This is a genomic window from Georhizobium sp. MAB10, from assembly GCF_045012825.1.
In the GTDB taxonomy this organism is placed as follows: Bacteria; Pseudomonadota; Alphaproteobacteria; order Rhizobiales; family Rhizobiaceae; genus Georhizobium; species Georhizobium profundi.
The window spans coordinates 339,229-353,314 of sequence record NZ_CP118314.1 but is presented as its reverse complement, the minus strand read 5'-3'; the positions used below and the strand labels follow the sequence as shown (position 1 = coordinate 353,314).

At 60.9% G+C, this 14,086-nt stretch carries 12 protein-coding genes; 7 read left to right on the top strand and 5 right to left on the bottom strand.

What is annotated here, in order from left to right:
* Positions 1-46 precede the first annotated feature (46 nt).
* The 3 genes from PU133_RS01670 to PU133_RS01660 form a co-directional block, all read right to left on the bottom strand.
* Positions 47-823, bottom strand: coding sequence for an SDR family oxidoreductase (locus tag PU133_RS01670; protein ID WP_126007715.1), 777 nt, complete (start codon positions 821-823; stop codon positions 47-49).
* On the bottom strand, positions 820-1,539 hold the full coding sequence (locus tag PU133_RS01665) for an SDR family oxidoreductase (protein ID WP_164527770.1): 720 nt from the start codon (positions 1,537-1,539) through the stop codon (positions 820-822). Before PU133_RS01665 ends, PU133_RS01670 begins: the two co-directional genes overlap by 4 nt.
* A gap of 819 nt (positions 1,540-2,358) precedes the next feature.
* Positions 2,359-3,492 carry a mandelate racemase/muconate lactonizing enzyme family protein gene (locus PU133_RS01660; RefSeq protein WP_404863243.1) on the bottom strand — a complete coding sequence of 378 codons (1,134 nt, stop codon included), beginning with the start codon at positions 3,490-3,492 and terminating at the stop codon, positions 2,359-2,361.
* A gap of 404 nt (positions 3,493-3,896) precedes the next feature.
* Between PU133_RS01660 and PU133_RS01655 the strand changes: the two genes are divergently transcribed.
* From PU133_RS01655 to PU133_RS01635, 5 genes are all read left to right on the top strand, one after another.
* Positions 3,897-4,880, top strand: a complete 984-nt coding sequence (locus PU133_RS01655) for a TRAP transporter substrate-binding protein (RefSeq protein ID WP_404863242.1) — start codon at positions 3,897-3,899, stop codon at positions 4,878-4,880.
* A 20-nt stretch (positions 4,881-4,900) separates the two neighbouring features.
* Positions 4,901-5,383 carry a TRAP transporter small permease gene (locus tag PU133_RS01650; protein WP_151984252.1) on the top strand — a complete coding sequence of 161 codons (483 nt, stop codon included), beginning with the start codon at positions 4,901-4,903 and terminating at the stop codon, positions 5,381-5,383.
* A gap of 33 nt (positions 5,384-5,416) precedes the next feature.
* Complete coding sequence (locus tag PU133_RS01645; RefSeq protein ID WP_151984253.1) at positions 5,417-6,703, top strand: TRAP transporter large permease; 1,287 nt, start codon at positions 5,417-5,419, stop codon at positions 6,701-6,703.
* Positions 6,704-6,765: 62 nt separating this feature from the next.
* A complete protein-coding gene (locus PU133_RS01640) occupies positions 6,766-7,701 on the top strand; it encodes a Gfo/Idh/MocA family protein (RefSeq protein ID WP_404863241.1) in 936 nt (311 codons plus the stop codon).
* Positions 7,694-9,055, top strand: a complete 1,362-nt coding sequence (locus PU133_RS01635; RefSeq protein ID WP_404863240.1) for an MmgE/PrpD family protein — start codon at positions 7,694-7,696, stop codon at positions 9,053-9,055. The genes PU133_RS01640 and PU133_RS01635 overlap by 8 nt, the downstream gene beginning before the upstream one ends.
* Positions 9,056-9,064: 9 nt before the next feature.
* Here PU133_RS01635 and PU133_RS01630 read toward each other — a convergent pair whose 3' ends face one another.
* Positions 9,065-10,147, bottom strand: a complete 1,083-nt coding sequence (locus PU133_RS01630) for a LacI family DNA-binding transcriptional regulator (RefSeq protein WP_151984256.1) — start codon at positions 10,145-10,147, stop codon at positions 9,065-9,067.
* The gene (larB, locus tag PU133_RS01625; protein WP_404863239.1) at positions 10,144-10,896 is read right to left on the bottom strand and encodes a nickel pincer cofactor biosynthesis protein LarB; all 753 of its coding nucleotides are present in this window, start codon (positions 10,894-10,896) and stop codon (positions 10,144-10,146) included. Before larB ends, PU133_RS01630 begins: the two co-directional genes overlap by 4 nt.
* 140 nt (positions 10,897-11,036) lie before the next feature.
* Between larB and PU133_RS01620 the strand changes: the two genes are divergently transcribed.
* The gene (locus tag PU133_RS01620; RefSeq protein WP_404863238.1) at positions 11,037-12,752 is read left to right on the top strand and encodes an IlvD/Edd family dehydratase; all 1,716 of its coding nucleotides are present in this window, start codon (positions 11,037-11,039) and stop codon (positions 12,750-12,752) included.
* Between the two features lie 10 nt (positions 12,753-12,762).
* On the top strand, positions 12,763-14,085 hold the full coding sequence (locus tag PU133_RS01615; protein WP_404863237.1) for a DUF362 domain-containing protein: 1,323 nt from the start codon (positions 12,763-12,765) through the stop codon (positions 14,083-14,085).
* Position 14,086 lies beyond the last annotated feature (1 nt).

The following is a 14,086-nucleotide window of genomic DNA, read 5'->3' as shown; positions in this document are numbered from 1 at the left end:
CCTTCGTCAAAAATCGTTATGGACACAGTTCGCTACGGGAAGCCCTTCACCGCGAAGACAGGTTGCTCGGCGCCGACGTTCGGGCTTGAAGTTTTTCGAAGATCACTCGCCGCATGATCCTGCCGGCCACGCCCGGTAGCAGCCGGCCGAGGATAGAGGCGCCGCTGGCCGCCATTCCCGGTACGATGAGAAAGCCCGATCGGTTCCGCCAGATGGTGTCGGCCACGACGGAGGGAGGCATCCTCGTTCCGCGATCGTCAGGCGTCGGGGAGTGCTCCGTTGCATGATCGGTGTCCATGGGTCCAGGTGCGACCACCTGAACGCGGATGCCGAGAGACCGACGCAGAGGCCGCCGCAGGCTGCGCGCGAAGACAGTTAGACCGTCCTTGGTGCCTGCGTAGGTGCTGGCACCCGGATAAGAGACGAAATGGGACAGGGAACCGACGAAAACGAGCCTCCCACTGCGTACGAGCGTATTCGCCTGGATCAACGCCGTGGCGAGCACCATTGGTGCGGTGAGGTTGACAGCGATGAGCTTTGCCTGCCGTTCCACCGGAAGCGTTTCGAAAGCCCCGGTCGCATTGATGCCCGCATTCAGGATGACGATGTCGAAGGGTTTTGAAGCGCTTAGTCGGTCGATGGCCGTTTTGAGGTCGGCTGCGTCCGAAAGATCGGCGTGGATTGCCTCAACGCCGGCGGGCAGTTGCGCCAAACCGTTTGCGTCGGCATCCAGGACGGTCACGTGGCAACCGTTTTTCAGTGCGGTGCGCACGCAGGCATGCCCTAACCCCTTTGCCCCGCCTGTGATGAACACGCGCGTCATCGCACGGCTCGCAACGGCAGTCGCGTCAGATATCGGCCGTATGAAAGCGTCTGGCGATAGCCCCTGTCAGCTTCGAGCCCGTCGACGACCATGTCCGCAACGGTTTGTGGCGGCAGCATCAGCTTCGTGAGCCAGTCTGTCGGCCGCCCGGCCCGCTCGGCCATCCCTGTCCTCGTGGGACCGGGGTGCAACACGCGGACGGCCACACGGTCTTGCCATTCCAGAGCAAGCGCACGCCCGAACCCATCGAGCGCGGCCTTCGTCGCCGCATAGACCGGCATGGCGTCCGCCCCTTTATGGGCGACAGAGCCCACCAGGCCCAGACGTCCGTGGCGCGCAGCGAGCTTTCCGTAAAGTGCGTGTGCAAGTCGGATCTGGGCGGTGAAATTGATTGAAACGATGTGCTCGACCTCGCTTGCTCGCTCCTCTTCAATGGTTCGATAAAAGCCTGCGCCGGCGCAGAGGATTGCCCGATCCAGGCCGTCTATCTGATCATCGATGAAGCGCTCGATTGCAGCCGCCTCGGTCAGATCAACCGCGTGATACTCGATGTCGGGATAGTCGACCGGCAAGGACGTGCGTGATCTCCGGCCTGTCCCGATGACACGATGGCCCTGCGCGCAAAGCTGCTTCACGACCGCAAGCCCGATACCGGAACTTGCGCCGGTCACAAGATAGGTTCTCGAAAGCCGTTGTGGGGCCTGCCATGTCGACACGCGATTTCCCTTCGCCAAGTACAGCGTGCGAAGGAACATGAGCGCGCGACCGGGTAAACTGCCGTCGGCTCATCTCACGTTGAATTGAAAGCCGGTGAGTTTGCCGAAGCGGATGTTTCGCAAGATGCGAATAAGGAACTCATTTTCCGACCGCAGTCGGCGAGAGGATACCAATGGCTAAGATCGGATCGCGAGCCGTCGTCCAGATCTACTCGCGCGCGACGGCGGCTATTCGGGCGTCGTCGCCCAGAAGCGGACAGTCTGGAATCGGCCCCAAATCCGACTTCAGAAACCATCTCGCAGGTGCGACTGGTCGAATTAACGCCAAAGAATGAGATGGGGTGGAAAGGAGACAGGCGGCTTTGGCGGAGGTCGGAAAATAGCCGACGTCAAGGGCGTCACAGGATGGCGAGGATGCACTCCCTCATTTCCACGACGGTCTGCAATATATCCGTCGTCCGATGTTGCAGATCGTCATCGGCTTGGCGAAGATGCGCATCCCGCGCGAGTGCGAGGGTCCTAGCCGCTGGATTGAGCAACTGCGAACTTCCCCAACTTGTAGCGGAATCTTTGGAAACGCATTAACCCTTCTCAAGCGTTCTCCACAGGCGCGCCAGCGTCAGGAGACTTTACGCTCTGCCCCTTCGACAGACCCGATAAGCTCCGGCAGGAGTTCACCAATTGCCCGATGGATGACATCTCAAGGTGTGTACGGAAGCACATCGGCGATGCTAGAACAAGGCAACTGCCTCCCTTCACGCTTGTGCGAGCAACAATGTGAAATGGGAACTCGCCTCAGGTTGCGGAACCGCATCACCTTCAAGGGCGCCCAGTAACCTTTGTCTCGTCGAACTCCGCAATAAAATCCATGTCCAGCTCCAGCCCGTGACCTGGGCCAGTGGGGATTTCGATGAAGCCGTCCTTCGGCAGCGGCGCGTTGCGCACGATCTTGTTCGAAACATCTTCGAAGATGCGCAGGCGTTCCAGGAAAAGCGCGTTCGGCATCACGCTGACGATGTGCATGTGCATGTGCTCCATCGCGTGGGGGGCAAATTTCAGGTTCCATGCCTGCGTCAGCGCACCGATCTTGAGCATTTCCGTCATGCCGCCAGCGCGGGCGCCGTCGAGCTGGATAATGTCTGCCGCTTCGCCGAGGATGAGATCGCGTGCACCGTATTTCGTGTATTCGTGCTCGCCGGTTGCGAGAGGAATGCTGGTGCCGCGCCGCACGCGGGCGAGGCCGGGAATGTCGTCTGCGAGAACCGGCTCCTCAAAGAGATAGATATCGAATTCCTTGGCGCGGTCGGCAAACTTGATCGCCGTTCCGGCGTCCCAGCAATTGTTGGCATCGATCAACAGTCGGATATCGGGTCCGACAGCCTCGCGGACTTTGCTTACGCGCGCGAGATCGCGGGTGAGGTTCTGGGCGTTGTCCACGCCCACCTTGAACTTGATGTGACTGTAGCCTTCCCCGACCATGCCCACCATTTCGTCGACGAGCTGGTCATCGCCGTATGACGTCCAACCGCCACTGGCATAGACGGGCAGACGGGTCTTGCCGCCGCCGAGCAGCCGGTAGAGCGGCAGGCCGATGATCTTTCCCTTGAGGTCCCACAGCGCAAGGTCCACGGCGCTCAATGCGCAATAGGTGAGGCCCTTGCGGCCGACGCCTCTAAGATAGTGAAACAGCTCCTCCCACAGCACTTCCGTATCCAGGGGATCCCGGCCGACAATCCTTGGCGCGATGTTGTGCAGGATCAGGCTTCGCGTCGCTTCGCCGCCGACCTCGTGATAGGTGAGGCCGAAGCCCTCAAGCCCTTGATCGGTGGTGATCCTGACCACGGTAAAGCCGATCGTCTCGACAGTGCGCGTGGCATCGGCAAACCCTGCGGCGACGGGTGAGGACACCAAATGGACGTCGATCTTGGCGATGCGATGTTGGTGCGTGCTCATCCGGATGCTCCGTCTCGAGTGGTGATGTCTATGAAGCCGAATAAGATATGTAAGCGGTTTAATCAATGGGCGGACGATGCGCAAAGAAACCTTGCCCGAAAGGCCTGAACGGGAGCAGAGTGCGCGCGGCGAGGCGGAGAATGCCGAATTCTGGGGTCCCTATATCGTCGATCGATTGCTGATAGAGCAGGTTTCTGGTGCGGTGCGTCGAAGGCTGTCGCATGCATCCCGACTTTTTTGACGGCGGACGAATTGACGGACCAGAAAAGCAGTGCAAATATGTAAGCGATTACACAGGTGCCGTAATCAGGGAGAGATGGTTGGGGGTTGTGCGGGTATTCCGCAAATTTGATGGCGCTGTCGCTGTCGACATCCCCGGCCGCATTGAAAAGGAGGAGTAAACGGTGAATTCGAAGCTTCTATTGACGACGGCAATCTCGCTCGTGCTGTCCGCAGGGCTTGCGGCTGCTGCTGATGTGACATTGCGCGTCGGAACGGTCTACCAGACGACCCATACGATCTCCCAGGGCAGCGCCGAGTTTGAGCGCCTCGTCGAAGAGAAGTCGGATGGCGCCATCGACGTTCAGGTCTTCTACGCGGAAGAACTCGGTTCCGAACGCGAGATGGCCGAGATGACGCGTGCCGGTGGTCTCGAGATGGTGCTGAGCGGTTTGCCGGGCACCGGTTCCTTCGTTCCCCAGCTTGAGGTGATGGAGGCGTTCTACACCTACACGGACGTCGAAGATCTCGCGAACGTCTTCGATGCGATCTCAGACGACCTGAACGCCTTCATGGAGCCGCAGGGCTTCCATCTCGTCGGCACCATGTACCAGGGCCCACGCAATCTTCTTTCGAAGACCCCGGTGCGCTCGCTTGAAGACATGGCCGGGCTGAAGCTGCGCATTCCGCAGACGCCTCTCTTCGTTGCGCTGGCCCAGACCTGGGGTGCGACGCCCACGGCCATCAGCCTTGGCGAAGTCTACACCTCGCTTGAATCGGGTGTGATCGACGCTGTCGACGGTACTTCGGAAACGATCGTGTCGAGCAAGTTCTTCGAACGCGCCGGCTATCTCACGCTGACCCGTCACAACTTCTATCCGCAGCCGATGGTGGCCAACAAGGCATGGTGGGATGGTCTCAGCGACGAGCACCGCCAGATCATCGAGGAAGCTGCGGCCGAAGCCGGCGAGTTCCAACTCGGACTTCACAAGGCGGCCGACGAAGCTGCCATGCAGGCCATGGTCGACGGCGGCGTCGAGATCATCGAAGTCGATATCGCACCGTTCCGCGAGCCTGTGCTGGCGGCGATGGACGAGTATGTGAAGAGCAAGGGTGACGACGTCTACGCCGTCTACCAGAAGATGCTCGAAGCATCGAGCGCCGAGTGATTTGAAGAGTGAGGTCGGGGATGACAAGCGCTTATATCAAAACTCTTGAAACGCTCATCATTCTCGGCCTTGTCGCCATGGTGAGCCTGACGCTGAGCTCGACGTTGATCCGGCTCATTCCGGGTCAGGGCGGCATTTATTGGGCTGAAGAAGTCAGCCGCTACATCAGCATCTGGGTCGTGTTCCTAGCCGGAGGTCTCGGCATCCGGTACTGGATCCACCTGAACGTCGATATCTTCGTGATCATGTTGCCGGGGCGCGCTCAGAACTGGCTGATGATTTTCTGCCTCGGCTTGATGCTGCTGTTCGAAGGCGTTCTCCTTTGGTTCGGAGGAACGCTGACGATCTCGAACCACGCCCAGCAGTCCGCCTCTCTCCAAATGCCCATGAGCTATGCCTACGCCGCGATTCCGGTCGGCGCAGTCATCATGATCGGTGAGACGCTCCGCCTGATCTGGCGCGAGTACACGTCTCAGCCGCGAGAATTCTTCGAGGCGGACTGAGCGTTTCGTCTGCTGCTTGCCAAGGCTTGTCTCATGATTCCTGTTCTTTTCAGTTCGTTTCTCATTCTGCTTCTGATTGGCGTACCGATCGCTTTTTCCATCGGTCTTGCATCGCTGCTTCCCATTTATCTCGAAGGCAATCTGCCGCTGTCGCTCGTGATCAGCCGGATGTTCGGCGGGATCGATTCCTTCCCGCTGATGGCGATCCCGTTCTTCATCCTGACGGGCACCTTGGCGAACGCTTGCAAGATGACCGACAAGATCATGGATCTTGCCGCGTTCATGGTCGGTCGCATGCGCGCCGGCCTCGCGCACTGCGATATCATCGCTTCCATTTTGTTCGGTGGCATCACCGGATCCGCCGTTGCCGACGCTGCTTCGCAGGGTTCCGTTCTGATCCCGAGCATGAAGGCCCATGGCTATCCCGCCGGCTATGCGGCCGCGGTGACGAGTTCGTCATCGGTGATGGGGTCGATCATCCCGCCCAGCACGCTGATGATCATCTATGGCTATTTGACCGGCGTCTCGACCGGCAAGCTCTTTCTCGGCGGCGTCATTCCGGGGATCCTCGTCGGATTGACCCTGATGCTCGTCGCGCATCTCGAAGCGGTCCGTCTCGGCATCGGCGTCGACCATGACGCTCGCAAGCGCGACTGGGGCAATTTCCTGAAGGTGCTGCGCGGTTCGGGCCCCGCCATGCTGATTCCGATCATCATTCTCGGGGGCATCACCGGTGGCTTTTTCACCCCCACCGAAGCAGGTGTCATCGCAATCGGCACGATCCTGATCCTTGGTACGTTCGTTTATGGCGGCTTTACCTGGGAGAGACTGCGCAAGGCTTTGCTGAATGCCGGCTTCACCACCGCGATGGTGATGCTAATCCTGGCCACATCGACGGTCTTCGCGAACCTGATGACCCGGGCTCGCGTTCAGGCCGAGATGATCGAGTTCTTGCAAAGCGTCACGGTCGTTCCGGAACTGCAGATGGCGCTGGTGATCGTTGCGCTGCTCGGTCTCGGCCTGTTCATCGATGCGACCGCCGTTCTCATCATGTTCGCCGCACCTTTGGCGGCGGTCAGCGCTGGGCTTGGCTACGATCCGATCCACGCCGGCATCGTCTTCGTGATCGCATGCCTCATCGGCGGCCTCACGCCGCCCGTCGGGACGCTTCTCTTCATAGGTGCGGGGATAGCCAGGATCAGTATCGCGGAGGCGTCGAAGTCGATCCTGCCCTTCGTCGTCGCCCTGATCATTGCGACCTTCGTGTTCATGCTGGTTCCGCCGCTGGTCACTTGGCTGCCCAATCTCGCGTTCGACTGATACGCGATGGCGCGCCGCTTGTTGCGGCGCGCGTTTCGGATTGAAGTCTCGAAGGAATCCAAATGCTGAAATTCGGTGTGTGTGGCACGGCGTTCTGGGCCGACAATGTCCATGTTCCTGGCTTGCTTGCCAACGAGGATGTGGAACTGGTCGGGGTCTGGGGTCGCGATGCCGGCAAGCGGGATGATCTTGCGTCGAAACATGGGCTGCGCTCCTTCGCCAGCTTCGGGGCGCTGTGCGATGAGGTCGATGCGCTGTCCTTCGCCGTCCCGCCGACTGCTCAGGCAGAACTGGCGCCGCAGGCGATTGCGCGAGGTCTGCACGTCATTCTCGAAAAGCCGCTTGGCTCCAGTCTCGATGAGGCCAACGCGATCGTCGAGGGCATCCGCAGTCGCGGCACATCGGCTGTCTGTTTTCTGACACGCATGTTCGTCGACGAAGTGGTCGACTTCGTCTCTGAGGCCCGCAAACTGCAGCCCGTCAAAGGCGAGGCAAGCTTTCGCTCCAATGCCCTGCTGCAAGGACCATATGCGTCGTCGTCCTGGCGCCAGGAACGGCATGGTGCGTTGCTGGACGCGGCGCCCCACGGCATGTCGGTGCTCGTTTCTGCATTGGGTCCGATCACGGAAGTGTCGGCGGAATGGGCGGGCGATGGCACCTACTCGCTTTTCTTCAAGCACGCCGGCGAGGTGACTTCGACGCTCGATCTGAATTTGCACGATACCGAAGTTCAGTTCGCCGAGCGCTACGCGTTCGCCAAAGACCGCAGCGTTTCACTGCCGAAGCTTGCCTATAATCGCAAAGCGACCTTCACCCGCGCCAGCGAAGTTCTGGTCGAGCAGGTCAAGCTTGGCAGAGAGCAAGCGCAGAGTCAGCTCGGCCTCGCTCTTCACCTCGTGGCGGTCGCAGCGGCGGCGCAGGAGAGTTTGGCGATCGGAGGCAACTTTCAGAAAGTCGCGCCAACCGACCATCGTCTTGAAGGAGCGGTGAATGGCTGAGGATATCGCCTACGGCCGCTTGCTTGCCCAATTCGCCACGCAGTGGCGCACGCGCGCGATGAGCGAAGAGGTCGCGCTCAAGACGAGGCTCCACATCATCGACACGATCGCGGCGATCGTCTCCGGCTCTGCGCTGGAAGCTGGCCGGGCAGGTCAGCGATATGTGGAGTCTTTGGGCGGGCAGGTGGTCGCATCCGTGATCGGCACGTCGATCAAGGCACCCATCATCGAGGCCGCGCTCGCCAACGGCATGGCTGCCCACGCGGACGAGTCCGACGACTCCCACGAGACGAGTCAGACCCATCCCGGCTGCGGTGTCCTGCCGGCCGTGCTCGCCGTTGCCGAAGAGGTCGGTTCGACGGGCAAGGAATTTATCGAGGCCGTCAATCTCGGCTATGAAATGACCATCCGGTTTGGCGAGGCGATGGCGCCGGCCATGAGCTTTGCGAAATCTTCGCTGTCCTGCCACGCATTCGGCCCGCTGTTCGGAGCGGGGTTTGCTGCTGGGTACCTGATGCGCTTCGATGAGGAGAAATACCTCATCCTGCTCAACTATCTTGCCCAGGAAGCATCCGGCCTGACGACATGGCGACTGGATGAAGCGCACACGCTGAAGAGTTACGTCTTCGCCGGCATGCCGGCCAGCAATGGCGTGAAGGCCGCGGCGTTCGTGCGGTCGGGCTTCACGGGCAGCGGCGATGTCCTCAACCCGGCAAACCGCAATTTCTTCGACGCTTTCTCCGACGCCATGAAGCCCGAGAAACTCTACGAAAATCTCGATGGCCCTTGCCGTATTCTGGAGACGGACTTCAAGAAATACAGCGTCGGTTTTCCGATCGCGGCGCCGATCTCGGCGCTCGAGAGCATCCTCGATGAGCATGCGGTCAAGCCTGGCGACATCCAGGCGATCCGGATTCGATATCTCGACGATTGGTATAAGGTGATCGGTGACGAGAACCGCATGCCGGATCTGAACCTGCGCTATTGCATGGCCGTCACGATCCTGGATGGCGCTTTGACATTTGCGGCCGCGCATGACGAACAGCGGATGCTTGACCCTAACGTGCGCGCGCTTGGCGAAAGGATCAGTTTTCTGCCTGCGGAGCCCGGCCAGGATCGCTTCGAGGCACGTCTGGAAGTGGACGTTTCAACGGAAACACTGACCGCGTCCCAGGGCCTCTTCGTGCTCGGTCGGAAGGAAAATCCGATGAGCGTCGAGCAGGTGCACGAGAAGGCGCGCGAGCTGCTGGAAATGGTTCTGGCCGCGGATGAGGCGCAATCCGTGATCGATCACGTCCACGCTCTGTCTGAGGCACCCGACATCTCCGGCCTCATCAGAACGATGACCGTCTGACGTTAAGCGTCAGATGTCCGTCGTGCGGGGAGCCCCGGTCGAAGACCGGATGACCAACTGCGCGTTGACGCGGATCGGGAGCGCGATCTCTTCCCCGTCCAGCACGTTCATCACATAGTTCGCGATCACTTGCCCCATCTCACGGCTGGGAACGTCGACGGTGGTGAGCGGCGGATCCACATGGCGCGCAAGTTCGATATCGTCGAAACCGGATATCGAGATATCCGATGGTACCGAAAGACCCTGCGCCTTCGCCTCGATGACCGCGCCGGATGCGAGGTAGTCGTTTGTGCAGATCACGGCGGTCGGCCGCATCGGCTCTTCGATGATCGCGCGCATGCCTTCGCGACCGCAGCCGATCGTCCACTGCGGAACGATCTTGAAATGTTGCGGGCGAACCGCGATGCCTTCCTTGGCCAGCGTATCCTGAATGCCGTTGATGCGAAGACGGATGCGGTCGTTATGGGCGTAATTGGCGGCGATCACGCCGAACGAGCGATGGCCGAGATCGATCAGGTACCGCACCATGTTCGACATCTCGTCGTAATTGTCGATGCCGATGCAGTTCGTGCGTCCGAAGGCGCCGGTGGTGTAGACGATGACGTGCAGCACCTTGCGCTGTTCCAGCATCGTGAACAGTTCCTGGGGGTGGTCTTCGCCCATGATCACCAGGCACTCGACGCCGTTCTGTACCATCTTCGCCGCTTGATCGAGCGTTCTGGCCTCGGAGGCATCGGGACGGCCGAGCAGCAGCGTGTAGCCGCCTGAACCGAGCGCCTGCTGCAGGGATTCCAGCATCGTCGCAATGGTCTGGTGACCGAGCGTCGGGATGAGGGCGCCGATCGTGCGCGTCCGCTGGCTGGCGAGCGCCTGCGCCGCGCCATGGGGGATCCAGCCGAGTTCGGCGATGGCAGCCTCGACGCGGCGCCGCGTCTTCTCCGTCACGGTGCTTGGCGCGTTGATGACGCGAGAGGCTGTCGCGGTCGACACTTTCGCCAGGCGCGCAACATCCTCGAGCTTGACGCCGGCTTGCGTCGAGCGGCGCGAGCGCGTCTTCCGGACTTGCTTGGCTTCTTCTGCCGTATCGCTCAAACGCTCGATCCTCTTCGTTCCGCCTGTGGTGCCACCGCCAAGTCGCGGTCATTCTTCACGTCGGCCTGTCGTTGTCCGATTAACAGCATTTTGCGCGCCGCAGCTGCAGCACCGAAGCCGTTGTCTATATTGACGGTCACGATGCCTGGCGCACAAGATGCGAGCGCGGAAGTCAATGCGGCATGTCCGCCTGCCGACACGCCATAGCCGACGGATGTGGGCACGGCGATCACCGGTGCATGCACAAGCCCTGCCAGAACGCTGAACAACGCGCCTTCCATTCCGGCAACTGCGATGATCAGTCGATACGACCGGATTTCATCGATGTTGTCGAGAAGTCGCCATAGGCCTGCGACACCGACATCGGCGAAAAGCTTGGACCCATGGCCGAAGAACTCCAGCGACCGAAGCGCTTCCCAGGCGACCGGCATGTCCGATGTCCCGGCGGCGACGACCGCGACGTCCAAACTCTTGCTGACCGCGGGTCCGCCAGAGCCGATCCGGGCGGTCGAGGACACGCGATCATAGTGTAACCGCAATCCCAGCTTCGACAGCGCCTCGGCTTTTTCCGGGGCCAGCCGGGTGATCAGCGCGCTGTCACGGCGGTCTTCGATCTCGCTGAGAATGTCTGCCAGTTGTTCTACGCTTTTGCCCGAGGCGAAGATGGCTTCCGCGACGCCGGTTCTCGAAGCGCGATCACGGTCGATCAGGTGCTCCACTGGACCATCGTCTGGCCTCTGTTCATTCAAGCGATTTCCCGTGATCGGCACGGCGGCTCCTTGCGGTTGACGATGGACAAGACGAATTCGATCCCCTATAGCAGACGTAATTGTAAGCGCTTACGTTATCGATGTCGACTGATCTCTTAGTAGGATGAGAGCTGGAAAAAATGAGCAAAGCCAAAGGTATGCGCAAGGGGTTGGCCGGGTATGGCGATGCGGGCTTTTCCCTGTTCCTGCGAAAGGCTTTCATCAAGGCGATGGGCTATTCGGACGATGCGCTCGATCGTCCAATCATCGGTATCACGAATACCTATTCCGGCTTCAATGCGTGCCATCGCAATGTGCCCGACATGATCGAGGCGATCAAACGCGGCGTGATGCTGGCCGGTGGACTGCCGGTCGATTTCCCTGTGATTTCCATGCATGAGGCCTTCACCAATCCGACCAGCATGTATGTGCGCAATCTCATGGCAATGGATGCCGAGGAGATGATCCGCGCGCAGCCGATGGATGCCGTCGTGCTGATCGGTGGATGCGACAAGACAGTGCCGGCGCTGCTGATGGGCGCGGCAAGTGCGGATGTCCCTGCAATCATGACCGTGACCGGTCCGATGATCACCGGCAGCCACAAGGGCGAGCGGCTCGGTGCCTGTACCGATTGCCGGCGTCTTTGGGGCCAGCACCGCGCGGGCGAGATCGACGAGGCGGAAATCGAGGAAATCAGCGGCAAGCTGGCGCCAGGCGCCGGCACCTGCATGGTGATGGGTACGGCGAGCACGATGGCGCTGGTCACAGAAGCCATGGGCATGATGCTCCCCGGTGGCGCGTCTATCCCGGCAGTCCATGCCGATCGTATGCGCCATGCGGAAGCGACAGGTGCCCGCGCCGTGGAAATCGCAGCGGAAAATCTGCGCCCGTCGATGATCATGAACAAGGCGTCGATGCGCAACGCCATGCGCGTGCTTCAGGCGGTTGGCGGCTCGACCAACGGTGTCGTCCATCTCGCCGCCATCGCCGGTCGGCTTGGATTCGATTTCGATCTCGAAGACCTCGATCAACTGGGTGCCGAGACGCCCGTTCTGGTCGACCTCAAGCCATCCGGTCAGCATTACATGGAGGATCTCTTCCGGGCGGGTGGGTTGACCACCGTCTTGCGGGAGATCCAGGATCTGCTCGATCAGGACTGCATGACGATTACCGGACGCACGCTTCGCGACAACATCGAAGCGCAGCCGCCAACCTGGAAGCAGGACGCTGTTCGTCCGATCTCGGACCCGATCCACCAGGGCGGCGGAATCCGTTTGCTCAGAGGAAATCTTGCGCCCAACGGCGCCATCATCAAGCAGGCTGCCGCGACGAAATCGCTCCTGAAGCACAAGGGGCGCGCCGTTGTATTCAAGTCTCTTGCCGACATGGCGGATCGGCTGGACTCGCCGGATCTCGATGTTGCCGCCAACGATGTTCTCGTCCTGCAAAATGCCGGCCCGAAGGGCGCGCCCGGGATGCCGGAAGCGGGCTATATCCCGATCCCGAAGAAGCTGGCAGCGCAAGGCGTGAAGGACATGGTGCGGTTGTCAGATGCGCGCATGAGCGGCACTGCCTTCGGCGCGATCGTCCTGCATATTTCCCCGGAAGCTGCAGCGGGTGGCCCATTGGCGCTGGTGCGTGACGGCGATGAGATCGAACTCGATGTTGAAGCTGGACTTCTGTCGCTGCACGTCAGCGATGAGGAGCTTGAGCGCCGCAAGACAGAATGGTCGCCGCCATCGCACGTAAAGGCCGAACGAGGCTACGCGAAGCTCTACTACGACGAAGTGCTCCAGGCCGAGGACGGCTGCGACTTCAACTTCCTGCGCGCCAAGCCACGCAGTTTGCACGACTGAGGATATCGTCATGCCGAGTGCACAGTTTCCCGAGTTGAGGTTCAAGCATCTCGAGGACGTCGTCCTGCCGAAGGTCGCGCGCGTCCGTCTGCGCCATCCGGCCGGCGATCCAATTGCCGACATCCCAGGTGCAGCGGAGAAGGCGATACGCTCCTCCGCACGGCTGAACGCCATGCCGGCCGGAAGCGCGATCGCCGTCGCACTGGGCAGCCGTGGGATCAACAGCATCCCGACGGTCGCCCGCACGGTGATCGACACGCTGAAGGCCATGGGCCATGCACCCTTCGTCGTTCCGGCGATGGGAAGCCATGGCGGCGGGACGGCTGAAGGCCAGGTGAAGGTGCTCGCCAATCTCGGTTTGACGCCCGAAGCGCTCGGTTGCGAGATCAGGGCAACGATGGACGTCGTCGACTATGGTGAGACCCCAGACGGGGCACGCTGCAAGTTCGACAAGAACGCAGCAGGCGCCGATGCGGTCGTGGTGATCAACCGCGTGAAGTCCCACACGACCTTCGATCGGCCGATCGAGAGCGGTCTGGTCAAGATGACAGCGGTCGGTCTCGGCAAGGCGGATGGGGCGCGCGCGGTCCATCGCACCGGTCCGCCAGCACTGAGCGAAACTCTGCCGGCGCTCGCGAAAATCGCGCTTCAGCATTCGCCGATCGCATTCGGCATTGCGCTCGTCGAAAACGCAGCGAAGCAACTGGTCGTGCTGGAAGGCGTTGATCGGGACGACTTTTTCGAAGCGGACGAACGGCTTCTCAAGCTGGCAAAGACGCACATCGCGCGACTGCCCTTCGACCACATCGATGCTCTGGTCGTCGAGCAGATCGGCAAGGATATTTCAGGCGCAGGCATGGACCACGCGGTGACGGGGAGGGCGGATCTCCGATCGATACCCAATCCGCCTCCCTTCGTTTCGCGGATCGCGGTCCTTGGCCTATCCAAGGCGACTGGCGGCAATGGGCTCGGTATCGGTCTCGCCGATTTCACGACACTCGACGTCGCCGCCAAGGTCGACGTGCAGCAGATCTACATGAACTCGTTGACTTCCACGCTCGTCGAGAAATCGCGCTTTCCGATCGTGCTTGCGGATGACCGCGATGCGTTGCGCGCGCTCGTTTCAACCTCCTGGTCGAGAACCGATCCGGAAACCGGGCTCTGCATCATCCGCTCGACGCTTCACCTGGACGAGGTCCTGCTGTCCGAAGCGCTTCTGCCCGCCATGCGCGCCAGTGCAAACTATGTGGACGAGGGGCCCCTGGAGGATCTTCGGTTCGACGAGGCGGGTCGGCTCCTCACCCGCGCCTATGCAGCGGATATGGCGGCCTGAA